This window comes from Paenibacillus sp. MBLB1832 (assembly GCF_032271945.1).
In the GTDB taxonomy this organism is placed as follows: domain Bacteria; phylum Bacillota; class Bacilli; order Paenibacillales; family NBRC-103111; genus Paenibacillus_E; species Paenibacillus_E roseopurpureus.
In genome coordinates, this window is record NZ_CP130319.1 from 1,984,805 (window position 1) to 2,010,648 (window position 25,844).

A 25,844-nucleotide genomic window follows, 5' to 3' on the forward strand; every position below is an offset into this window, starting at 1 on the left:
GTAAGCGCTTACTAAAAAGGAGGACAGAAGATGAGAGCATGGTCCAAACGAATCGCCATTTTGCTGCTCGTCGGCATTACGGCTATGGGCGTCATACCGTTCGTACTGCAGCCTAAACAAGCCGATGCCGTCACTTGGCAGCCGACGGAAGAAGCCGAATATCGGCACTACCATGGGCTTGGCTGGTGGCAGGAGCCTGAGAACGAGCTGAGGTATGCGCATGCGATGGGGTACAAGTATGTATTTCTCGAGAAGAGTCAAGCGAAGCAGATCTCGAACTCACCTTACAAGAAGAATCTCAATTGGTATTACAACGACGTTTACAAGCATGTGCGCCCTCTCTCCTCCATGAGCTTGAGTGCCGGAACGCTGAGTGACCTCAAGTCCCGCTACCCGAATACGTTCGTGGATTGGCCAGAAATGTCACGTGCGCTGAATATTCCGGAGCTCAACAGCCTGAAGTCCTACAACAATGCCGTCTATATGGAGATAAAGAACCTCTATGAAACCTACTTCACCATTTCCAACACAACTAAGTCATTCCCAGACAATCTGCTCGGCTTACGTTGGTCAAGCGAAGCGTATGAGCCTTTTTACGATTTTCAGAAGCAGAGCGTGATCACGTTCCTGATCAATCGGATCAAGGAGGACGTGACGGCGTACGATGACCCGGCCAACAATTTTTTGTTCACCGGCATCATGCAGGACGTGCCGGAGATGTACAAGGAAGCGGATTACAACGTTCTTCCGGCTAACAATACGACGTATAAGGCGGGCTGGTTCGAGTTTCTGCGGCAGCTCAAAGACGATCTGATCGCCAGCTATCCGACACGTTCGATCAAGTTCGTGTTCGAACCCTACCGGGTCCTGGATTGGGTGAATGACGTAAACGGAACGAGCTACAGTAGTGCGGATAAGAAGAAAATACTTGGCGATTATCTGTCAGCTGAGTCCATTCAGGATGTCGTCACGAACCCAGCCATAACTGGTACGGGCCTGCTGGCTAACGAGGACGTTGGCAGCTCGACGCCGGATTTTAACCCGACAGAACTGAATTATACGCCTTATGCGCTGCCGTTGCTTGGAGAACTTGCTAGTAACGGAAAGTTTTTTAATTGGTACGGGAGGCCAGGACCAGAGCCGTATTCGACCTCGAAGGCAGACCACGATGCCTCGATCATGCTGTTATCCGATGCGATGAAGCTGGCCCGTATTCTTCCGAATTGGGAGAACCTGAACGGTGTCTTGCTTAGCGGACGCTCCTGGAACAAGACGACGCTCAGCTATAGCAGCTCGAAGAGCGTAGCGAACAAGAATGTGATTGCCGCAAGACGGCCGGGGACGAACATGATCTACGCTCACTTCCTGAACAGTTCAGGGACGATCCCGTTGCAGTCAGGGGAGTCGGTTGTGAAGGTCATGAGGGTGAACGAGTACATGGAACCGACGGTTAGCGGCGCAGCCGACTTAAGCGTCAGTGGTTCGACGGTCAGCATCAACTGGGCTTCGGCATATGATCGTAAGACGTATATCATTTACACGTCTGTCGGCAACGAGCTGTTAAGTAACGGCTCCTTCGAGGATGGCGTGACCACGGGCTGGACATATGCGGGAGGTTCGCAAGCGGCCATAGACGGTAGCACATATGACAATAAGGCGCTGAACGTAACGGGCCGAACGAGCGCTTCCTCAGGCGTTACGCAAGTTGTGACGGCCGCCCTTCAAGCAGGAGGAATGGCTAATTATAACGTGAGCGCTAGGGTCAAGATGGGGACTGGGTCCGATACGATGAAGCTGGGCTTCACGCTTACGACCAGTGCGGGAACGGTCGACCGCAGCGTGACCGTTCCAGTCGGCTCGAGCTGGACTACGCTCATCGAGACGATTCCGGTCACCTGGAGCGGGACGCTCACCGATGCGAAGTTTTATATCCAGACGACGGGGACGACGAACGATTTTCAGATTAATGAAATTACGGTTAAGAAGGATACGGGAGGAGACGTGGTCAGTAACGGTGATTTCGAGAGTGGAACCTCAGGCTGGTATGTCAGCGGCGCTGGAACTATCGCGGCGGGCGCAGAGGGGCCAAAGCAAGGAAGCGGTTACGTGACCTTGACTGGACGGCAATCGGCGTCTGCTGCCGTTAACATGACCATCTATAAGAAGCTGCTCGAGCTCGGTATGGGGACGTACAGCTTCTCCGGCTGGTCCCGAATGTCGGCAGGTACGGATAATGTGAAGCTGTCCGTGGCCATTACCGATGACACCGGCTGGCACAAGGTAAACGGCCCGACGTTCTCGGCGGATACATCGTGGAAGTCGATGTCAGGCACGATCGCTCTGAGTTGGACGGGGACGCTGAAGGATGCGTATGCCATTGTGGAGACGACAACAACGACGAACGACTTATCGCTAGATGACCTCAGTCTAGGCGGCAATGAGCTGCTGACGGACCGGGATTTCGAGTTCGGCGTGAACCAGTATTGGTGGAAGACCGGCACGGGCGCTGTCTTGAAATATGATACGGAGCCACGCACGTTCCTCAAACATACGGGACGCACCATCACCTGGCATGGGCCGTCTCAGGACATACAAGATATGCTGCTTACGAACGGACAAGGGAACTATACGCTCAGCTTCGAGGGAAGAGTGGACAGCGGGACACCAACGATGACGGCGAAGGTGAAGCTTGTGGATGCGAACGGAAGCCGAATATTCCCATTGACCTTGAATGCGACAACTGCATGGGGCAAAGTGACGGGAAGCGTCAACTTGACATGGTCCAACCTGACGTATGGCCAGTTGTATATCGAGAGCAGCTCGGCGACAGCCGATCTGTATGTGGACCAGGTTTCGCTCACCAAGACGACGGTTGCCGCCACGCTGCTCGGTTACTCGGACTTTACGGGAGGAACGGGGGGCATGACGGCGAACGGCAGCAGCATCTCCACGTACGACTCGGTTTACTTTGGCAACAAGGCGCTTCGCATCAGTGGCAGGACGCAGAACTATCAAGGGGCCTATCAGTCGGTGTTGAATACGCTGCAAGCAAGCGGGAGCGGAAATTACAAGGTGGCGTCGTGGGTGAAGTTGGGGTCCGGCACCGATACGGTTAGGGTGACAATTAAGCTGCAGTATGGGACGGGATCACCGGTGTACAAGTCGGTAACGGTATCAGCGGATACGGAATGGAAGGAGCTTGCGGGAATGATCAGCAATGTGAACACATCGGGACTAACAGCGGCCGACCTATATTTCCAGACCGATACCCTGAATACAGCGGATCTGTATATCGATCAGGTAAGCCTAGTGAAGGGGTAACGAACATTCTAGGAGGCAGAATGAATGATAAAAAAATGGATAAGGCAAACTGTGATCGGAGCAGCGGCCATGTGCCTGCTCTTGGGCATCTCACCTAGCGGCTTCAAGCCCAATAAAGCGGAAGCCGTTGCTTGGCAGTCATCTATGGATACGGAATATCGCAATTACCACGGGCTCGGTTGGTGGTCGGAGCCGGAACCGGAGTTGCGCTATGCGCAGGCAATGGGCTTAAAGTACGTCTTTTTCGATCGACCATACGTTGAAAAAATACAAAATTCTCCTTACAAGAAAAATTTGAAGTGGTACTATAACGATTTTCATAAGAATGTGCGTCCTGTATCCACCATGTCACTTAGCGCAGCTACGCTGCTCGATTTGAAAGCCAAATTCCCCGGAACATTTGAGAAATGGCCGGCGATGAACCGAGGCGTCAACATACAGGAGCTACGAGCGCTTAAGAATTACAACCTTGCTGTTTATAATGAAATTAAATCGCTATATGAGAATGTGATGGCGATTGCCGATTCCAGTAAAGAATTTCCCGAGAACATGCTGGGTCTGAATTGGGGTAACGGTTCGTTTGAGCCTTACTATGACTTCCAACAACAGTCTGTCATAACGTTCATGATCAATCAAACCAAATCCGAAATTCTGCAGTACGATGATACGGCGAACAATTTTCTGTTTGCGGGCCTGATGATCGACGTTCCGGAAATTTACGAGGAAGCCAGTTACAATAGCTTTACGAACGGTGGAACGCCGGTTCCTGGGGGGAAGACACATGAGTACGCAACCTATAAGGACGGTTGGTTCGATTTTCTCCGCCAATTAAAGAATGCCCTGAACACGCAGTTTCCAAGCCGATCAATCAAGTATATATTCGAGCCTTATAATCCAATTGCTTGGGTGAACGATGTGAATGCAACAAGCTATAACCTCGCAGACAAGAAGCTGATCGCAGGCGATTATCTTGCAGCCGAGTCCATTCAGTATGATTATATTGATCCGCAAATTACAAGCACAGGACTGTTTGCGAGCGAGGATCTTGGATCGTCGACGCCAGATTTTCGCCCAGAAGCCCCCTACTATGTGCCTTATGCATTGCCGCTGATCGGTGAGGCGGGAAAAAATGGCCGTTTCGTCAACTGGTACGGTCGGCCGGGGCCCGATCCTTACTCGACATCGAATGCTCCCCACGACAACCCGATTTACATGCTGCCAGACATGATGAAGTTGTCTAAGGTTGTGGCGAATTGGGATAACATCAATGGCGTACCGCTTGGAAGCAGATCGTGGAATAATGTGTCTTTAGCGTATTCCAGCACCATGAGTCGAGCGGACCAGAATGTCATTTATTCACGAAGACCTGGTACTAACATGATTTATGTTAATTTCTTGAATAGCTCCGGACAGGTGACGCTGAATGCCGGAGAATCCGTAGCGAAGGTGATGCGTGTTAACGAATTTATGGAGCCTACCGTAAGCGGGGCGTCTGATTTGACGGTGTCAGGAAGCACGATTAGCATTAATTGGAGCTCAGCCTATGATCGTAAAACCTATATTATCTATACGTCGTCCGATAATGAGATCCTAACGAATAACTCTTTCGAGAACGGTACTGGAAGCGGCTGGTGGTACCCGTCGGGCCCTTCTGTCAGTCTCCTTGACAAGTATACGTACACGGGGAAAGCACTCAAGGATTCCAGTCGCACAAGCAGCACAGCCGGTATTACGCAGGACGTTACCAGCGGCCTCAGCGCAGCGGGAATGGGGCAATATACGCTCTCGGCCCGGGTTCGCATGAGTACTGGAAGCGATACCGTGAAAATCGGCCTGACGATGACAGACTTAAGCGGAACCGTTGACTTCAATACGACCGGCGTAACCGGTACGGATTGGACCACCATTTACGCTACCCTCCAGTCACATGGACGGGATCGCTGAGCAACGCCAAATTGTATATTCAGACAACAAGCACCACGAATGACTTCTATGTGGATCATGTTGCAGTGAGTCGTGCAGAGTCCGGAAGTGTGGTCAAGAACAACACGTTTGAGAACGGCACCTCTTCCTGGTATACGAGCGGCACGGGTACCATAACAAGCGAGTCCATTTCGTCCCAAGGCGGGTCGGGCTTCTATCGCCAGTCCAATCGCACGGCGGCGACGCATTCCATTAACGCCAACGTACCGAAGAAACTGCGGGAACTTGGTACCGGAACGTATACGCTTTGCGGCTGGGTGAGGCTGTCGTCCGGGACGGGAACGGTGAAGACGGCAGTGTCTCTCCAGCAAAGCTCGGGGACGACCGTTGTGAATGGTCCGACCTTAGCGGCGGATACGACATGGAAGGCCTTCACGGGGACGGTTAACCTGACTTGGTCGTCGACGCTTCAGGACGCATACGTTACCATCGATACGGTCGGCACGACCGCAGATTTGCTGATAGACAGTATGACGTTAAACAAGAACGGAGCGGAGGCGCTCGCCGATCGGGACTTCGAATTCGGCAACGCGCAATACTGGTGGAGGAGCGGAACCGGGTCCGTTGGTCGTTATTTGCCAAGGGGCTACACCGGGATCGTGCATACGGGAAGGTCCGGCACCTGGAACAGCCCGGCGCAGGACATCACAGCCCTGATCAAGGATAACGGACCAGGCGAATACACGCTTGGCTTCTGGGGGAAGGTCGGAACGGGCACGGATACGATCCAAGCGGTGGTCAAGATTGTGGATAGCAGCGGAACGAATTACTATCGTCTCCCTGCTGGGCTGGCCGCAACGAACTCTTGGAAGAGCGTATCGGGCAAGGTGACGATCCCCTTCAGCGGCTTGACGAACGCTCAGCTCTACTTCGAGACGACGAATGCTACAGTCGATTTGTATGTGGATGACGTTACCCTGAGCAAGCCGATGATCGGCAGGTTATTGGTGACGAATGGAGATTTCGAGAGCGGCACATCGGGATGGACAGCCGCCAGCAGTGCCATCTCCATTGTAGAAAATACGCTCAGCGGTAACAAAGCGATCAAGATGAGCGGGCGTACGCAAGCGTACCACAGCCCGAATCAGACCGTGACGACCGCCATCCAGAGCAAGGGGAGCGGGGACTACATCTTCTCCGGCTGGGTGAAGTTGGGCTCTGGGAGCGAGGCGGCCAAAGCTACTCTCAAGCTGAGCTACAGCGGTGGGTCCGTCATTTACAAGGATATTCAAATTCCATGGGCGAACACCCAATGGCAGGAGATTAAGGGGACGTTCTCAGGGGTGAATGCGACCGATTTAGCTGACGCCCAGCTTTATTTCCAGACGACGACGTCCACTGTGGATTTGTATGTTGATCAAGTAAGTTTGTCGAAATAATCGGTTGTCCCTCCTTTTCAAGGATTATGAAGGGGAGGGTTAATTATTTTATATTTAGAAAGTGCAATCGATCTTAAGAATGTCAAATATTCAAACGCGGGAGCAGACGGTACAATTAGACTTAAGCATAGAAAGAGGAGGATCCAACATATGCCGCCAATACGACATACCGATAATCCAATTATCAAGCCGAGCGACGTTGTGCCGTCCCGGAGTGACTTTGAAGTTGTTTGCGTATTCAATGCGGGAGTAGCCAGACTTGGAGAGGAGGTCATCCTGTTACTCCGAGTTGCCGAGCGACCTCGCGGCTCGAGAGCAGACAGGCATGACGCGCCGATCTATAACCCGCAAACAGGCGAAGTCGAGGTGAAGTCGTTCCACGCTTCCATGCCGGGATGCGACTTCTCGGATTCGCGTTTTTTTCGAACACCAGAGGGGACCTACCTGACCTCCCTGTCTCATTTTCGTGTGGCCCGCAGCCGGGATGGCATTCGTTTCGACATCCCCGAACAACCATCCCTGTTTCCTGCCAACGAGTACGAGGAGTTCGGTATTGAAGACCCCCGGGTTACGAAGATCGGAGACACATTTTACATTGTCTATGCGGCAGTATCGCGCATGGGTATAACTGGGTATATGGCCTCCACGAAGGACTTTGTTGCCTTTGAGAGGCATGGTGTGATTTTCCATCCGACGAACAAGGATATCGCGATCTTCCCCGAGAAGATCAACGGAAAATACTATGCGCTTCATCGGCCGTCCCCTGTTTTCCTGGGCAAGAAGGACATATGGCTGGCGGAATCGCCGGATCTGCATGCTTGGGGCAATCACCGCCACTTGATCGGTCGTGCTGTCGATGGCTGGGACAGTGGCCATGTAGGCGGCAGTGCCGTCCCGTTCCGCACAGAGCAAGGTTGGCTCGAAATTTACCACGGGGTAGACTCGAATCAGGAGTATAGTCTAGGGGCGCTGTTGCTAGATCTTGAAGAGCCATGGCGCGTGCTGGCCCGCAGCAAAAATCCGATTATGAAACCCGAAGCCTCGTATGAGAAGGAAGGGTTCTTCGGCAATGTCGTTTTCACTTGCGGCGTCTTGGTTGAAGACGGTGTGGTGAAGCTTTACTATGGCGCATCCGATACCTACATAGCCTACGCCGAGCTTTCGTTGGACGAGATCTTGGAATCGCTGGTGTAAAAATACGGATAGAGCCCGTAACAGGCTAGCTTAGCCTGTTTACGGGCTCTTATTTTGCGTGAAGCAGGTATTCATGGACCCTTATTCCCCTACGAACCGCGAAACTCCTGCGGAGTCACGCCATAGAACTTCTTGAAGATCCGGATAAAATAGGGCGAGCTCTGATAGCCGAGCATCGTCGAGATCTGATAAATCCGCTCTTCCGTCTGCTTGAGCAGAAACGCAGCTTTCTCCATTTTGAGCCGAGTGATGTAATCACTTAAGTTCTCGCCGGTTCGGTCCTTGAAAATCTTGGACAAATAAACCGGGTGCATATAGATATGGTCGGCGATGTCCTGGAGTGAGATCGGATCAGACAGCTTGCCCGTCACGAATTGCTGGATTTGTAGAATGCAAGCGGTCTTTGCATCAACCATCTCCCGATTCAAATCTTCGAACAGCAGATTCGTTACTTTGAACGCCCACTCCTTCAACTGCCGTACGCTGAGGAAGGGTTTGCGTGTAAAGAACAGTTCATAATCTTGCCCGATCAGCTCCTCAAGCAGCCTCCCGTTTCGATGGGAGGCGTAGGTGAACACGGAACCGAGATAAAGGAACACTTCGAGCAGATGCTCCTGTGACTCGTCCCATAGCTCTTCCAATTCCTCGATAATGGATTCGAGCTTTGCCAGACATTGCTTATGCTGGCCCATATCGAGCAGTTGGATCAAGGTAGGTGTCTCGTATAAAGACTTCAGCGACTTGACTGGCTTGCTGGTATGCGGTGATTGCAGTGTAAGGAACATGTTCCGATCGTTTCCGACTTTCCGTCGGATCGCCGATATCGACTCCTGATGAAGCTCTGGGATATCATATGGGAACAAACCGTCCGTACTGATGATCAAGGAAATATTCCCTTTCAGAAAACGTTTTACGTTTTCCTGGAATTTGGCTGCGGTCTGCTCCAGCAGTGACATGTAAGAGTTTTCTCTTACGCCAAGCGCCTTCAGCTCCATGGATTTGGATTCCTTCAGCTTCGCAATCAGAATCAGGTAGTCGTAGGGGTCACGTCCGCTTAGCACATCGAAATGATCCCCGAGGGTCTCCTCTGCGATGTTCACGATGGCGTATTCGTACAGCGCGATGCTCTGCGCGTCGAGGCTCGAGATGCCCTCCTCCAAACGGATGACGATCAGCGCCATCTGATCCTTGGCGTTGAACGGGAGCTGCATCATGGTCAGCTTGCTGGCAAACTCCTCCTCGCTCCACCGCCTTCCCTTGATCAGCTCCATGACAAATTGCGATCGCATCAGCGGGATTTGCTCGCGCACCGCAGATGTCAGGTTTTGCAGAGAATATTGAGCGATTGTTTCCTCATTAAGAGCCTCTAGCATCCGCCTTACGGCCGCCATTACTTCGAGGTCACGTGCTGGCTTAATAACATATTCCGTCACATGAGAGGACATCGCCTGCTTCGCATATTCAAAATCCGCATAGCCGGAGTGAATGATGCACTTCGTCTTTCCGCTTAGCTCCCGAATGCGCTGGATCAGCTCAAGACCGCTCATTTCAGGCATTCTGATATCCGTAAGGACAACATCGATCGAATGCGTGGCGAGCAACTGCAATGCTTCTTGTCCCGAATACGCGCGATAAATATGGCTGATGCCGAGCTCCTCCCAAGGCAGCGAGTCCGCCAGTGTATTCACGACTACTCGCTCATCATCGACAAGTAATAATTGTGCCATGTGTGCCATCCTCCTTCTATTTGGTTGCCGGCCAGTGGAGAGAGATTTTGAACCCGCCTAATTCCGACTCTTCTATCGCGACGCTCGCAGCTTCCCCGTAATGCAGTACCAGCCGCTGAGCTACATTCCACAACCCGCACATATTGTGCTCGTTGTCTGAATTCATAATTCTGCCGAGGAGCTCTGCTCGTTCTGCCTTGGAAAGTCCAGGACCATTATCCTCTACGGATATCCGATATCCGGATTCGGTTTGTTCAGCGACGATCCGAATCTCGCCCGGGTGATTGCGTTTGGAGATGCCGTGAACAATCGCATTCTCGACAAGTGGCTGGACGATCAAACGCGGTACCTCCAGCTGTCCCAATGTAGATTCCAATTCGATCGAATACTGCATACCGTGCATGCGCAGTTTATGGATCTCCAGATAGCTGCGAATGAGCTTCAATTCCTCGTCCAGCGTGGTGAGCGGCTGCTCCAGCCGGGTTGCGGCCCGGTAGTAGTCTCCCAAATGAAGAGCCATGGAGATAATCGCCTCCTCGTCTCCACTGCGTGCACTGTATTGGATGAAGTTAAGACTGTTGTAAAGGAAATGAGGATCGATTTGAGATTGCAGCTGCTTTAAGGAAGCTTCTTGGAGATGTATCCTCGACTGATATACGGTCTCAATTAATTCCTTAATATGCGAAGCCATATGATTGAATTGGGAGATGAGAAAATAAAACTCATTCTTGCTGTGATACGTAACCTTGGAGGTGAAATCCCCTCTCGCAATCGCACGAGCGCTGCTTACGAGAAGCATGATTGGAGCTTGAACGTGACGATAGATGAAGTAAGACAGCGTCAGTCCGAGTGCAATCAGAATCACGACTGAACCGATGAAAATACGGCTCGAGCGCTCCATCGGAGCGAGAGCCTCGCTAAGAGGAACGTAGTCGACCATGTACCAGCCAAGTGTCTCCGAGAGCTTATAGGTGATGAGAAAACTGCCCTTACCGACCCTAATCGTTTCGCTGCCAGAGTTTTGGAGCTGCCACTCGGGCAAATGCTGCTCTAGCTCAGCAATCATTCCGGTATCCGAGGTGTTGCTCAAAATTGGTTTGTAACCAGGCTTGAACAGGAAGGGGTCATGCACATTGCCTTTGGTCTTGAATTCATCCAGCATTTTCACAAGATTATAGCTGGTGAAGCTCGCTTCCGTAATAACTTGATAGTCCCTAATCGGCTGATTGCGAACATACATGGGGTCGGCCAGATGGCGAATAAAGTATGGCTGCCCATAGCGGTAATCGCTCGGGAGGTACGTCCATGAAGGGGAAAAGTTGTTTTGAATAAATTGCTCATCGTAGAGGACCCCTCCAGTAGTCGAAACGACCTCTTTAGAAGATGGGAAATAAATGGAAATCTGATTATTCCACAGTAAAGAAGAGCCGTTCAATTGCAACTTCTCATTAATAGTTGACATTAAATGGAGCTTATCATAAGGCTGCTGCAGCTCTTGTTGATTGCGGTACGTGCGAACGCTGCTGTCGCGAATCATCGTCAGGGCAAAAACCGAAATTTGATCGGCCATATGGTCGATTTGATTTGTCAGCAGTGCCAAATTCGTCTCGCTTGAGCGGAGAATCTCACCTCGCACCACCTTATTCCCGGTATGGTTGGAATAATAGTTCAGTAACACCAGCGGTGTGAGCATGACGAGCAAAATAACATTAATTTTGGCGAAGGTGCTAAGCCCGTTAAATTTCTCCAGCAAAAAAATCCCTCCTGGCTGCGAGTTGTAGCTTGTTCTCTCATGCTAAACGAATTCCAAGGGGCTGTAAATACAAGAGGCGATTTCATTGAAATAAGATAGCCTATCTTGAATCCTTACTCTATAAGGGGAGGGATCGGATATAGTATAGTCGGGATAAGAAGCCAGTTGAGAGATTTACAAATAGGAGATGAGTGTGATGAGAATTAAAACAAATTTGGCGCTGTACGGGATGCTCGTTCCCGGTATTATCCTTACCATCGTGTTTCACTATCTGCCGATGGCCGGTCTCGTGATTGCCTTTCAGGACTATAAACCGTGGCTCGGGTTCAGCAGATCGCCTTGGGTAGGTCTCGACCATTTCAGGACGGCATTTACTCGGCCGGATGCGCTTCAGGTCATCTGGAATACCTTCATCATTGCGTGCATGAAAATTATCGTCAATCTTGCGGTTCCCGTGCTGTTTGCCCTGCTGCTGAATGAAATTCGCAAGGTGGCATTTAAACGAACGGTACAAACGCTCGTATATTTGCCGCATTTCCTGTCCTGGGTTATTCTGGGGGGAATTATTACGGATATGCTGTCTTCGCAGGGAGTGATTAACAAACTTCTCATGCCACTGCTGGGGCTTCAGCCTTATCTGTTTCTAGCTGACGGCGATTGGTTCCGTGCCATTGTCGTGGTGACGGAGAACTGGAAGGAGTTTGGCTTCTCGACGATCATCTTCCTTGCGGCGCTCTCGAACGTCGATCCTTCCTTATATGAGGCAGCAGAGGTAGATGGAGCAAACCGCTGGCAGCAGACGCTAACGGTAACCCTTCCGGCAATCGTTCCCATCATTGTGGTGATTGGCACACTGGCCATGGGCTCAATTCTGAATGCAGGCTTCGATCAGATCTTCAACTTGTATAACCCCCTCGTTTATGAAAAAGGGGACATCATCGATACGTTCGTTTATCGGGTCGGTTTGCTCAGCAGCCAATTCGGTCTTGCAACCGCAGTCGGACTGTTTAAATCAGGAGTAGGCTTCGTCATGATCGCCTTAGCGTATTTTCTGGCCAAACGTTTGGCCAACTACCGAATTTTCTAGGAGGGGTATCCATGTATTACAAATCAACAGGCTATCGTATCTTTAACGTTGCCAATATTGTGTTCCTGAGCATTATCTCCATCGCCTGCATTCTTCCCTTAATTCACGTGCTGGCGATTTCGTTCAGCAGCGGGTTAGCGGTCGATGCCAACAAGGTTACGTTCTGGCCGGTCGAATTCACAATCGATTCGTATAAAAGAACATTCGCCGACTCCGATTTCGTCGGATCTTTCATCAACTCGTTGCTCCGCATTGTACTCGGAGTCAGCATCGGTATTATTGTTACAGTTCTGACGGCTTACCCGCTTTCCAAAATGGAAAAACTGAAGGGCGGTAAGCCTCTGGCTTGGTTCTTTGTCTTTACGATGCTGTTCAGTGGAGGCTTGATTCCGACCTACATCGTTATTCAGAAGCTTCACCTCATGAATACAATCTGGGCGATTGTACTGCCCAACGCGCTAGGCATTTATAATATGATTCTCATGTTGAACTTCTTCCGGGGCATTCCTAAGGAATTGGAAGAAGCAAGTCTGATTGACGGCGCTGGCCACTACGCCACCTTGTTCCGTATTTATGTACCGGTCTCAATGCCCTCAATCGCGACCATCGTGCTTTTTATCACCATTACACACTGGAATGCTTGGTTTGATGCTTTGATATATCTGAAGAAGGAGCAGTGGCCAATGAGTACGCTGTTGCAAACGTTGGTCAAAGCGCCAGATCCCAGCCAACATATGACTGCGGAGGAAGCGATGATGCTGACGGAGCGCACCCTGAAGGCGGCAAAGCTATTTGTCGGCACGGCCCCAATCCTGTTAGTTTATCCGTTCCTTCAACGGTATTTTGTGAAGGGGATGGTTCTTGGCGCGGTGAAGGGATAGAGCGCAAACAAACTTGAAATTAGTCAAGCTAGCTTAAAATAGTACTCTATGAATTCGGTTACAACTCAATTACGATGAAGTAGTAGCTTGATCCAAAACAATGAGAGGGGCAGAATCTATGAAGCGTTCATTTTTAAAGGCTACCGTCTTGCTCATGGCGGCGACTATGACGATCACGGCATGCAGCACGAAGGAGGGAGGAGCGACGGCTTCACCAACCGGAGTGAAAGCAGACAACGGTTTCAGTAAAGGGAAATTCGATCCGCCGATTACCATGACGACGGTAGGAGCCATCAATTCGACGTTCAAGTTTAAGAATGGGGAGTCGCTTGAGAACAACGTTCACACCAAGTGGGTCAAAGATAAACTGGGGATCGACATCAAGTACAACTGGGTGACGTCGGACGATCAGTTTGCGACGAAACTTCGCTTGGATATGGCGGCAAACAACAAGCTGCCGGACGTGACCTACATTGATGGTAAAAACGTGCAGTTGATTAGCGACCTTATTGATTCTGGCGCTATGATGGATATTAAAGCGGCTTTCGATAAGTACGCATCGCCGAAGGTGAAGGAGATTTACAATCAGGATCCGAGCAACTGGTCCCAGGTCATGAAGGGTGGCAAAAATTATGGCCTACCGATGCTGACCCGGGCTCAACAGAACGACCCGGTCTTGTGGATTCGCACCGACTGGCTGCAGAAGATAAATCTGCCTGAACCGAAGAACTTCGACGAGTTGGAGAAGGTCATGGATGCGATGTTGAAGACCGACTTCGGCAAGGGAGCGATCGGCGCTCCACTAGCGGCAAGCATCAAGGATCCACTCATGCCGTTTGCGCAGTGGCGCGGAGATTTAAGCTGGGTATTCGGCGGTTACGGCGTGATGCCGCACTTCTGGAATAAGTGGAAAGGCGACAAGCTTGAATACGGCTCCATCCAGCCGGAGACGAAACAAGCACTTGCGCGTCTTGCGGATTGGTTTAAGAAGGGGTACATTGCACAAGACGTGGGCATGATCGACGTCGGTAAGTCCGAAGATCCTTTCCGCAATGAAAAGGCGGGTATCACCGCAGGTCCTGTGTTTGCTGGCGGATCAATCCGGGGGAATCTGAACAAGAACAATCCGGCCGCCGTTGCCAAGCCGATTCCGATTCCGGCTGGTCCATCCGGCAAGGCGGGCAGACACGGCACTACGGCTACGAACGGAGCGTTCTTGATCAATAAGGATTTCAAAAATGTAGAGGCGTTCTTCCTATACATTAACAAGATGTACGAGATTGGCGATCCAGCCAAGGGCAGCGAGTTTGAGAACGGCGGCTTCGAAGGCTACGATTACATCATGAAGGATGGCAAGGCTAGCTTTGTTGAAGCAGATTTCCCTGATAAGTTAAAGGCATCCTCCTTCAAGTATTATATCGGCAACCAGTTGTTCCAAGATCCTTATTTGGAACTGAAGACACAACTTAAATTCTATAACGGTGAGCAGCCAACTACTCCGTACGAAATCAACACATTCGCTGGTGTACCAGAAGCGGATCGGAAAAGTCCGAAGACGGTATACGAATGGAACGCGGCTAAGGTCACTTTGGATCAGAAATCGGCCTCCATTCAAAATCTGTTCAACGGTCCGCAGACGGAGACAATGAAGTCCAAATGGGAATCGCTTGTGAAGATGGAGAGCGAGACGTTCCTCAAGATCGTCTACGGTAAAGAGCCGATCGACGCATTCGACACATTTGTGAAGAATTGGAAGTCGATGGGCGGCGACAAGATTACGGAAGAAGTCAACGCTTGGTATAAGGCTTCGACAGGGAAGTAAGCAAGTAACGGCAGGTGAAGAGCAAATCCCATAAGGGGGACAACTGGACCTGCCGCTTCTTTTTTTATCTCTATTTTAAGCTTGAAGGGGGATTATTCATGAATTGGAAGAAGCTGGCCCGGATCGGATCGCTTATTACGTGCTCACTTTCTCTACTTGTTGGGGTTACAACCCAAGCATTCGCAGTTCCGTATCAGTCGCTCTCCTCAGAGTATCGCAATGTCCATGGCCTCGGCTGGTGGCAGATCGGCGAGCAGGAGTTGCGCTACGCGCAGTCGATGGGTTTCAAGTATGTATTCCTCGATCAGTATTACAAAAATGCGGCGTCGACTTACAAGAAGGGCTTGAGGTTCTACTACAACGATCCCCACAAAAATATAAGGCCGCTTCTGAACTACTCGCTTACGGCCCAGCAACTGGCCAACTACAAGGTCAAATACCCTGCTACGTTCGCCAACTGGCCGGAGGCGTCTCGCAGTATCCGGATCGACGAGTTAGACGAGCTTCAGCAGAATGACAACGCTCTTTGGTCATATTTAAAGACGGAATATTTAAAGTGGTATGCGGTTACAGATACCTTGAAACCATTCCCGCAAAATTTGATGGGCTATCGTTGGGGATCTATTGAGTTTGAGGCGTTCTATGACTTTCAACAGCAATGGGTCATTGACAATCTGGTCAATCGAATGAAGACCGTCATCTCGCAGACCGAGAGCGCCGACGACGATTTCCTGTTCGCCGGCATCTCGATTGACGTACCCGATCACGACAAGGAAGCGAACTACAACCCGATGACTGGCGGGACCACGCTGCTCCACGATTCCATCACCCATCAATATACGACGTTGAAGGAAGGCTGGGAGCGCTTCCTGATCAAGCTGAAGAACGATCTGAGCGCCCAGTACCCGACCCGCAGCATGAAGTACTGGTTTGAGCCTTATCGCGTCATGACCGATTGGATGGCTAACGTCAATGCCAGCAGCTATTCGAGCACGGACAAGAAGACGCTCATGGGCGACTTCTTGACTAGCGAAGCGATTACGGACGATTTCCTGAACCCGCAAGTGACGTCCTCCGGCATTCTTAGTTTGGAGGATGTAGGCGTGTCGTCCCCTGATTTTGTACCTGATGCGCAAGGGTACGTGTCATACGGGCTGCCTCTGCTCGGCAAAGCTGCAATAAACGGCCGCTTCATGAACTGGTTTGGCCGTCCCGGTCCTCCAGGCTTCAAGGGGAATATTCCGAATCTCGATGATTCCGGCAAGCTGACGCGCGTCCTTGCGAACTGGGACAATGTCAATCAGGTGCCCCTTGCAAGCCGCTCCTGGAATCTCAGCACGTTGACTTACAATAGCACCAAGAGCCATGCAGATCCTCATGTCATCTACACGAGAAGACCGGAGACGAATATGCTGTATGTTCATTTCCTTGACTCAACCGGAACGGTGACGCTGAATGCCGGGGAGTCCGTGGCGAAGGCAGTACGGGTGAACGAATATATGGAGCCAACGATAGATGCCGGCTCCGACCTGACGATCAGCGGTTCTACGGTTTCGATCAATTACCCCCAAGCCTATGATCACAAAACATATATTCTGTACTTGAACAGCAACTCAGAGCTTCTCACCAACAACTCCTTCGAGAATGGTTCTAGTAATTGGTATATACAAGGCAGCGGCACGGGTACCGGGACGTTTGTTCTCGATAATCCTGCCTTTAACAGCGGATATGGCGCCAAGGTGAAGTCAAGGACTGCAGTGACGGACGGCATCAGTCAGGACATTAAGCAAGGCTTACTCGACAACGGTAAGGGACAATACACTGTCAGCAGCCAAGTGAGAATGTTGAGCGGAAGCGATACAGTAAAGCTAGGTGTGCAACTGGTGGACAGCACTGGAACGAAGGTTATTTTTACGAACAAGAACGTGGATACGAGCTGGACATCCGTGGGAGATACGCTCGATATCGTATGGAGCGGTACGCTTCAGAGTGCTTCTTTCTTTATTCAAACCACATCGACGACAAACTCCTTCGATGTTGATAGTGCTTCCGTGAAAAGCACCGGATCGATCAATCTGGTCCAAAACGGGGCAATGAATGAGGGATCAAACAAGTGGTTCCCTTCTGCGGGTACAGTCTCTGCAGCCGCCAATTCGACGCATTCCGGAAATTATATGCTGCGACTTACTGGCCGAGCCGGCGCGACCGATTCGCTTCAACAAGATGTAACGGCGCGGTTGACGGAATTTGGTCAGGGAACGTATACACTAAGCGCGTGGGTGCGGCTCGTATCCGGAACGGACACCGGCAAGCTTTATGTAAAATGGACGGATAGCGGGGGCACACACACGTCTACCATTTTCTTTGGCGCGCTCAGTACAGGTTGGACACAGCTATCCGGAAGCCCGTCGCTGACATGGACCGGAACCTTGAGTTCCGCCAAGGTATACCTCGAGACAACGAACACGAACGTGGACTTCTATGCGGACGACGTCTACCTCTCAAAGAGTCAAGCGGCAGCGACGCTCGATTCCACCTTCGAATCGAATTCGCAGCAATATTGGTTCTCGTCGAGTCCGTCGAAACGGTCCTACAGGAAGGACGGTGATCAAGAGCTTGTAACAACGGGAAGAACAGCGAACTGGTACGGTCCCATGCAGGATATCACCAATATGCTAGCGACGTATGGCAGCGGTGATTATCAATTAAGCTTCTCGGCAAGGCTTGCCTCAGGAACAGATACGATCTATGGCCGAATCAAGATCGTTGACATCAACGGGACGAATTATTACCAAGACGTTCAGCTAAGTGGCGATACTTCCTGGAAGAGCGTTTCCGGAACGCAGACGATCCCTGCCCTGAACGGACTGCAGCAAGCGTACTTCATGGTGACGACCGCGAGCTCAACCGCAGACCTCTATGTCGACGAAGTGAAGCTCACGAAGTCGGCGATTCCCCGTCAGCTCCTGACGAACAACGAATTCGATCTGGCCGTTACCGGATGGGTTGGCAATCTGTCGATCGATCCGACGGTGTATCGCGGGATGAAGGCACTGAAGCTATATGGGCGAACGAATACATGGACCGCTCCAGCACAAGATGTGACAACTATTCTGACGAACAAGGGGCAGGGCACGTACACGTTATCCGCCGCCGTCAAGCTGGAGTCCGCCACCGACACCGCATCGGTTACGCTTAAGCTCGTAGATGGCTCAGGAACCCGCTACATTCGCGCAACCGGCCTGGCGAGTACCGTCTGGAACCGAATCAGCGGCTTGCAGTCGGTCACTTGGACCGGAACCTTAACGAGCGCGACGCTTCTGGTCGAGACGACAGCTTCAACCGACAACTTGTTTATTGACGATGTGAGCTTGTTGAAGAATTGATTAATTGAAAAAAGAGTAAGCAGCCGATTATAGATGATTCCTGTATTGAATCAGGGGTCATCTATTTTTATTGGGGGTTAAACCAATAATCCTCATTCCGATGGAAGACATGAATGAGATGTGGATAAAAGAATGCAAAAGTGTCAATTTCCAAAGGGTGCACCTTCTTTAGAAATAAGGATGATGGATGGTTAACCTACTACCATTATATTTGAATATTGTGCAGTACATAGGGAGATAAATTTTGAAAATATGCAGAATTCAACGATCCGCACATCTCAAAGACTTTCTCTATATTTCCCGGGAATTAATCCGGTAATTTTCTTGAATACGCTCGTGAAATAGGTCGCATTTTCGAAACCAACCATCTCAGCAATCACAAAGATTTTTAAATCTGGTGATTTTAATAGCTCCTTCGCCTTATCGATACGTACTTTCGTTAGATACTCGATAATAGTCTCACCAGTCTCTTGCTTGAAGATTTGACACATATAGGTTGGGCTGAGAAAGACTTCCTCGGCTAGTAATTGGATCGTAATATTGTTCATATAGTTTTGGTCGATATACTGTTTGATGCGTGAGATAACCTTTTGGCTTTTGCTATTATGTTTATTCTGCATGTAGCGTGCGATATCTTCAATCATGCTTGTCATAAAGCTACGGAGACTGCCAATGTCCTTAGTATTCTGAATGATCTGTATAATCTCAATAGAAGATTTGCCTAGAATAGATTCAAAGGATTCTTCCGTTTCATGAAGTGGGCGTGCCAATTGGAAAACGAGCTCTGCTGCGTGGAAGTAGACTTGCTCGACCTGGGCACTGTTTGGGAGAATCACTTCATCAAATAGTTTGTTGAGCAAGACCGTTACACCTTGAGAATCGCCAAGCTTCAGCTGCTGAATCAGTTGTTTTTCAAGCTCATAAAGCTGCAAGTGAAGCTTGGACTCCGTGTTATTATGTTCAATATCACCAATGGTAACGACGGATTCTGTTCCTGTGAAGAAGGTGTGCTGGAGAGCTTCCTTGGCTTCTTGATAAGAGTAACTAAGCTGAAGAACAGAGCTTACCGATGAGCCAATGCCGATGGATGCTGAAACTTTCACATACTGGCGAATGCATCGAATCATTTCCTCAGCGAGATCCATATATTTGTGTCCGATAAGTGATTTTTCGTTGAAAATAAGGATAAGCTCATTTTCCATGGTATTTGTAAAAGCAAACCCACAAGCGGCGTTTGTTAGAATCTCTGCAACAACATTATGAATGGCAAAAAATAATAGCTGCTTATTTTCTTCACTGTAGTGTTGAATCGCTTTCTCAAAATCATCGATTTGCAGGATGCCAATAGCGGCATATTCCCCTTTAGATAGAGGGATTTGGTAATAGGCAATCTTGTCGTAAATGTCATTCTCATGAGTGTAATAACGCGATAGCAGCTGGATGAGAAGCTTTTCACGCAGTGCTGGAATACTATCTTGCAGCTGCTGATGGAGCTTCGTGTTCATAGCCTCACTGTCGCGTTCTCTGGTAATTTTGTTTGCTACCTGCCCAAAGACTTCGGTTAATTCATGGAGCTTAACAGGCTTCAATACGTAAGCTTCGGCATGCATGCTTAGTGCTGTTTTGGCATAATGAAAGTCCTGAATACCGCTAATAATTACGATTTTCGCTGTCATTCCCTCATCTCGCAGCTTCTGTGATAGTTCAAGACCATCCATAATTGGCATCCGTATGTCAGTGCAGAGGATATCCGGTTTGAGTCTCATACATAAATCATAAGCTTCCTGTCCATCTTCGGCTAAACCAATGACCTCAATGCCAAATTCAGACCAATCCACAATGGAATGGAGACCGTCGCGTATTAATTCCTCATCGTCAGCAATAACCATCGTAATCATGCCAATTCCTCCTCATTGCTTGTTCTCACTATGATCTAATAGGTGATCATTCGATAATCCGTCTGCTGTTTTCCTAGCAGGAATACGAATAATGGCTGTAAGTCCTTGATCGAGATTGGCTTCATACTGTAAACCATATTGTTCGCCGAACCATTGTTGAATTCGTGTATGAACATTACGTATACCGAATGAGGCTGTGTCTCCCCCAGTACCGTTAAGCAACTCTTGCATTTTAAGAACCTCTGCCTCAGAGCCGCTGCCGTTGTCTGAAATACGCAACGTTACGATTTCCTGTTCTAAGGATACGTTAATCACTAAATGACCACGTCCTTTACTAGCATTAAACCCGTGAATGATTGCATTTTCAATTAATGGCTGAAGGATTAACTTAACGGTTACAAATTGTAAGTAATGAGAAGGGGCCTCTATGGCAAATGTTAGTTTGTTACTCAACCTGATTTGTTGAATGGTTAGATAGGCCTGTGCTTGATTTAACTCATCTTCCAATAAGATGATGGACCGACCTTTATTCAGCGATAATCGGAAAAAATCGGACAAAGAGGTGACCATTAAACTGATTTCCGGTACCTTTTTTTTGAGAGCCATCCAGTTAATTGAATCTAATGTATTATATAAAAAATGAGGGTTAATCTGAGCCTGCAAAGCTTCCAACTCCGCCTTCTTCTTCTTGACTTCTGACACATAGAGCTGATCAACCAGTTCTTTCATTTGTCGGATCATTTTGTTAAAACGCTGGAATAAATATAAGAACTCATCATTTCGTTTATAATTGATCGAAACATTGAACAATTCAGAGTCCGTTGTATTGATCGCGCGTACAAACTTACGAATGGGGTTCGTAATATTGTTAGATAGGAATAGGGCAAGGATGAGAGCCATCACCATACTAATGAGAATGACTATGATCATAACGTTCCTAAATGAAAGAAGCTTGCCGTTCAAATCCCTGAGCGGTGAAACGGTTACAATTTTCCAGTTTAACAGGGGTATGAACTTACTAGCAATGAGCGTTTGTTCCCCATGGAAGGATCGGAATTGTGCTTGGAAATCTTGTTTTTCTTCGGTGGGGTTATCCTTGAACAGATCAGAGACAATGAATGGCTGATTGACCTCATCTATGCGATTTCCAATCATAACTTCGCCTGCTGCATTTAGAATATACACTTCACTATGTGGAGATGGCTTTAAATTATCCAAGTTTTTACCGAAATCTGTAATATTCACATCAGCTGTAATCATTCCGGCATAAGGTACCGCGAAATTATCAAGTTCATAGAGCTGTTTCGCCGTTCGTATGTAATACATGGGAAGGATGCCAGATTTACTGTCCTCTTGGTATAGGCCGAGCACTTTAAATCGGGTCTTATAGGGCATAGATTGATACCATTCTAGGTTCTGAACAGATTCCACACTATATACATGCGGGATAAAGGGGAATAGGTGATATTCCGGCCGATTCATGAGGAATAAATTGAGTGTAAATTTAGTACGACCTTGGTTCGATAAGCTATAGCTGTCAAGCAGCGTAGTTAACTGCGTCATTTCATTAATAATCCCGATATCATCGCCAGGGCGATCACTAGAAAGAATGCCTTGCAAGGTATTGCTTGTATATATCTTCGTTGTAATATCATCAATTTGTTCTAATGTCTCCAGAATGTTAAGTTCCATCATACGCATACTTCGATCAATGGAATCGGTCATATTTTCAGAGATGGTTGAACTTGACTGATGATACAAAGAGGTAACAATGATCGTTGATGGAATGAGGACGAGTGATAAAAAATAGATGAGCAGTCTGTTTTTAATGCTGATATTATTAAGGAAAAGCTGCTTAAGGGGACGTGCCCACATGATGCAATCTCCTTTCTTCATGGCTTAGATATCCCCATTGTAAGGGAAGGAGTTTGGAAATGAAACAAAAAAAATGGTTCTTCGTTGCAGGGATCTTGCTCATTGCGAGTTTAATGATCGCAGGCGTCCAACTTTTTCGGAGTACAATCGCGACAAGAACGCTAGCTGTACAACCCGAGAGTGAACGATCGAAAGAGGTTATTACGTTCTCATTCACGTCTTTTGGCTCGGATGCGGAAATGAAGAAATTAATAGATCGGTATAACCAATCCAATCCGGATCAATCGTTTGTTCAGATGCTAACAATTCCACGTGAGAATTACACGAGAACCTTAAATATGCTCATGACGTCAGGTGAAGGGCCAGATCTCTTTGCTGTACAATCGGATTGGATCACAACATACATGTATAAAAACTGGTTCAAAGACCTTACTGACTATATCTCAAAAGCTGTAGAAGTTGATTATTCCAACTGGGCGCTAGATTATGGCAGCTTCAATGGTAGAAAGTATGCGATTCCTTATGGACTCAGCACAGTTAGGCTTGGTTACAATAAAGAGCTGTTTCGGCTTGCAGGCTTGGATGAGAATCGACCGCCAAAGACACTTGCGGATTTGAAATCGATGGCGACAATCATCAGTCAGAAGCAAGTTGGCAATCAGAAATACGGATTTGTGTGGCCACTCGCGGAAGATTGGTATGGGTTCATGCAAAGTATGGAGATTCCGTTGACCTATAGCGGCGTTTCCGTGTTTAATTTTAAGGCAGGCAGGTTTGATGCCTCGGGTTACGAACCATGGATGGAAACGATGCTAGAGATGAATAAGAACGGAAGTATGTTCCCCGGGAATCTGACTATGAAATACGACACCGCGTTAACTCAGTTTGCGAAAGGAAATGTCGGAATGATGCTGCTATCTAGCAGTGATGTGTATAGACTGGAGAATGAACTCAACCTCAATGTGGATTGGGGGGTCACGATGCCACCCGCTATGGACGAACAAAAAGCAAGCAGCGGCGCATTAATGTTAGTGCCAGAACCTGTCATCGGAATCAACAGTGCGACCAAGCATAGTACAGCAGCTATTCACTTCTGGCAGTATCTTCATTCGGAACGTGTGATTAAGGAGTTGTATCAAAAGGGGGCCCTGATACCAGTTTCCTCACGAATTCGACAAGACTATCCGAGCGAGTTGGTACTAACGAAGTCGAAGTTTAGAAACTTTCAGCCTACGGATGCGGAGTCATTTTATCCGAAAAAGCCGATACTTTTGGACAGTACAATCACCCCAACTGTGTTTAATCAGGATCATTTTGGATGGAATAATCGGCTAAAGGCTTATCGAGAAATTGCTTCAGGAACAGCATCTGTCCATGACACGCTTCAATCCGAAACGCAACGTTTAAACCTTATGCTGCAAGGGGCTATACAAATGGGCTCTATCTCCATTCAAGGGTATATGCAAGAATCTTTCGATATGAAACACCCATTACAAGAATAGCAAAGTAAATCAACGAAGAATGTGACATGTCGACATTCTTCGTTTTTTTATATGTGCACCTAAATATTTTTACATAAATCCTAAGATGCTTTATTTTCAAAATTGTGTAAAAAGATAGAATGTAAATATACAGAAGAGAGAATGGAGTGGAGAATACATATGCTTAGACTTTCCGAACACATGAGAAATATAATACGTTTCCGAGTTTTATTCTTAATGATGCTGCCAGCATTAGCCATTGTAATTTTCAATAATTACATCCCGATGTTCGGTGTTGTTCTTGCTTTTAAAAATTATAATTTCCAGGATGGCATTTGGCACAGTCCTTGGGTAGGCTGGGAAAACTTTAAATATCTTGTACAAACCGATGTCGCATGGACGGCAACGCGCAATACGATTGGCTTCAATGCCGTTTTTATTGTTTTAAACACACTTGGAGCTGTTGCGGTAGCGATTGGATTGAACGAAATTCGCGGAATGAAGCTTAAGAGGACATTTCAGAGCACAATCCTTTTTCCTTATTTTATCTCGTATGTAGCTGTAAGCTACATCCTGTATGCCATTCTTGGTCAAGCTGGATTTTTAAATTCCACGGTTTTGAAATTCTTTGGAATGGATGCCGTCTCATGGTATGCGGAAGTAAAAACATGGTTCTTTATTCTCCCAATCGTCAACACTTGGAAGCACGTAGGTTACTTTGCTGTTGTCTACTTAGCAGCTATCGTATCCATTGATACCGAGTATTATGAAGCTGCTTTAATTGATGGCGCTAGCAAGTTTAGACAAATGCTTCATATTACGCTGCCCATGCTTGCGCCCGTTGTGATCGTCATGGTGCTGCTCCAAATTAGCCGAATATTCAATGCTGATTTCGGACTATTCTATCAGGCGCCGCTCAATTCCGGCTCACTATTGCCTGCTACAGAAGTTATTGATACGTTCGTATACCGGAATTTCCTATTGAACGGTAATGTCGGTATGTCAGCTGCGGCTGGCTTCTATCAAGCGTCGGTGGGCTTTGTACTGGTGCTGTTGACGAATCTCGTCGTCAGACGAGTTAGCAAAGAAAATGCGTTATTCTAGGGGGATTTATGATGGAAGAAGTCGTTAAATCGAGTGCGGTTATAAGGAGAAAATCCAAAATTTATCACGCCAATGCCATGTCACCCGTTAGTTATTACGTCTTGGTGACACTGTTGGGACTTACCAGCTTACTCTGTGTGCTGCCTTTGCTACTAGTCATTTCGGTTTCGTTTTCTGCGGAAAGTAACATTTTGAGGGATGGATATCGATTTATTCCTGAGGTATTTTCCGTGGAAGCCTACAGGTTCCTCATTGATGATTTGGATAAAATAACAACGGGCTATGGCATTTCTATTCTAGTGACAGTGGTAGGTACGTTCCTGAGTTTATTAGTCACATCACTATTCGCCTACCCGGTGTCACGGCCCGATTTCCCTTATAGAAATCAGTTTTCTTTCATTGTTTTTTTTACCATGCTTTTCGGTGGTGGACTCGTCCCTTGGTATTTGCTTTATACACAAGCTGGTTTGAAAAATACGCTTTTGGCGCTTATCATTCCACATCTTGTCGTTCCGTTTAATGTCATTATTATGCGAATTTTCTTCACGAATACGATACCGCATGCGCTAATAGAATCAGCCAAAATCGATGGTGCGGGCGAATTAAGGATTTATAGCAAAATTATTTTGCCGTTGTCATTGCCTGTACTTGCTACAATCGGGCTGTTTCAAATGTTAGCGTTCTGGAACGATTGGTATACGTCATTAATTTTTATTAACAATCCCAAATTAGTAAGTTTACAATACTTGTTGTATAAGGTCATTAGCGATCTTAACTATATCAACTCCGGTACTGCCACTATTCAGGCTGCTAATGCAGTTCAAGAGACACTTCCTTCTGAAACTGCAAAAATGGCCATGGCGGTCATAGGCATTGGTCCTATTATTATGGTATATCCGTTCTTGCAGAACTATTTGGTTAAGGGCCTAACTGTAGGCTCCGTAAAAGGGTAA

The 25,844-nt window shown here is 48.2% G+C and carries 15 protein-coding genes; 11 read left to right on the forward strand and 4 right to left on the reverse strand.

Annotated elements, in window-relative coordinates; translation table 11 throughout:
* Positions 1-30: 30 nt before the first annotated feature.
* From MJB10_RS08640 to MJB10_RS08655, 4 genes are all read left to right on the forward strand, one after another.
* The gene (locus MJB10_RS08640; RefSeq protein ID WP_314803547.1) at positions 31-3,321 is read left to right on the forward strand and encodes a carbohydrate binding domain-containing protein; all 3,291 of its coding nucleotides are present in this window, start codon (positions 31-33) and stop codon (positions 3,319-3,321) included.
* 24 nt (positions 3,322-3,345) lie between these two features.
* Complete coding sequence (locus MJB10_RS08645) at positions 3,346-5,265, forward strand: carbohydrate binding domain-containing protein (RefSeq protein WP_314803549.1); 1,920 nt, start codon at positions 3,346-3,348, stop codon at positions 5,263-5,265.
* 11 nt (positions 5,266-5,276) lie between these two features.
* Positions 5,277-6,683 (forward strand): carbohydrate binding domain-containing protein, encoded by a 1,407-nt coding sequence (locus MJB10_RS08650; RefSeq protein WP_314803551.1) that lies wholly within the window; start codon positions 5,277-5,279, stop codon positions 6,681-6,683.
* Positions 6,684-6,833: 150 nt separating this feature from the next.
* Positions 6,834-7,877, forward strand: a complete 1,044-nt coding sequence (locus MJB10_RS08655; protein ID WP_314803552.1) for a glycoside hydrolase family 130 protein — start codon at positions 6,834-6,836, stop codon at positions 7,875-7,877.
* Positions 7,878-7,966: 89 nt separating this feature from the next.
* Here the strand turns inward: MJB10_RS08655 and MJB10_RS08660 are convergent, their stop codons facing one another.
* Both MJB10_RS08660 and MJB10_RS08665 read right to left on the reverse strand, forming a co-directional pair.
* Positions 7,967-9,604: a response regulator transcription factor gene (locus tag MJB10_RS08660; protein WP_314803554.1), complete on the reverse strand. Its 1,638-nt coding sequence runs from the start codon at positions 9,602-9,604 to the stop codon at positions 7,967-7,969.
* A 16-nt stretch (positions 9,605-9,620) separates the two neighbouring features.
* The gene (locus MJB10_RS08665; RefSeq protein ID WP_314803556.1) at positions 9,621-11,357 is read right to left on the reverse strand and encodes a sensor histidine kinase; all 1,737 of its coding nucleotides are present in this window, start codon (positions 11,355-11,357) and stop codon (positions 9,621-9,623) included.
* A gap of 196 nt (positions 11,358-11,553) precedes the next feature.
* Here MJB10_RS08665 and MJB10_RS08670 point away from each other — a divergent pair, with 196 nt between their 5' ends.
* From MJB10_RS08670 to MJB10_RS08685, 4 genes are all read left to right on the forward strand, one after another.
* Positions 11,554-12,444, forward strand: a complete 891-nt coding sequence (locus tag MJB10_RS08670; protein ID WP_314803558.1) for an ABC transporter permease — start codon at positions 11,554-11,556, stop codon at positions 12,442-12,444.
* 11 nt (positions 12,445-12,455) lie between these two features.
* Positions 12,456-13,325 (forward strand): carbohydrate ABC transporter permease, encoded by an 870-nt coding sequence (locus MJB10_RS08675; protein WP_314803560.1) that lies wholly within the window; start codon positions 12,456-12,458, stop codon positions 13,323-13,325.
* Between the two features lie 118 nt (positions 13,326-13,443).
* Complete coding sequence (locus MJB10_RS08680; RefSeq protein ID WP_314803561.1) at positions 13,444-15,147, forward strand: type 2 periplasmic-binding domain-containing protein; 1,704 nt, start codon at positions 13,444-13,446, stop codon at positions 15,145-15,147.
* 98 nt (positions 15,148-15,245) lie between these two features.
* Positions 15,246-18,533 (forward strand): carbohydrate binding domain-containing protein, encoded by a 3,288-nt coding sequence (locus tag MJB10_RS08685; protein WP_314803563.1) that lies wholly within the window; start codon positions 15,246-15,248, stop codon positions 18,531-18,533.
* A gap of 278 nt (positions 18,534-18,811) precedes the next feature.
* Here MJB10_RS08685 and MJB10_RS08690 read toward each other — a convergent pair whose 3' ends face one another.
* Complete coding sequence (locus MJB10_RS08690) at positions 18,812-20,431, reverse strand: response regulator transcription factor (protein WP_314803565.1); 1,620 nt, start codon at positions 20,429-20,431, stop codon at positions 18,812-18,814.
* Positions 20,432-20,443: 12 nt separating this feature from the next.
* Positions 20,444-22,306, reverse strand: coding sequence for a sensor histidine kinase (locus MJB10_RS08695; protein ID WP_314803566.1), 1,863 nt, complete (start codon positions 22,304-22,306; stop codon positions 20,444-20,446).
* Positions 22,307-22,365: 59 nt separating this feature from the next.
* Here MJB10_RS08695 and MJB10_RS08700 point away from each other — a divergent pair, with 59 nt between their 5' ends.
* The 3 genes from MJB10_RS08700 (at position 22,366) to MJB10_RS08710 (ending at position 25,844) form a co-directional block, all read left to right on the forward strand.
* A complete protein-coding gene (locus MJB10_RS08700; RefSeq protein ID WP_314803568.1) occupies positions 22,366-23,808 on the forward strand; it encodes an ABC transporter substrate-binding protein in 1,443 nt (480 codons plus the stop codon).
* Positions 23,809-23,988: 180 nt separating this feature from the next.
* Positions 23,989-24,891, forward strand: coding sequence for an ABC transporter permease (locus tag MJB10_RS08705; protein WP_314803571.1), 903 nt, complete (start codon positions 23,989-23,991; stop codon positions 24,889-24,891).
* A gap of 11 nt (positions 24,892-24,902) precedes the next feature.
* The gene (locus tag MJB10_RS08710; RefSeq protein WP_314803574.1) at positions 24,903-25,844 is read left to right on the forward strand and encodes a carbohydrate ABC transporter permease; all 942 of its coding nucleotides are present in this window, start codon (positions 24,903-24,905) and stop codon (positions 25,842-25,844) included.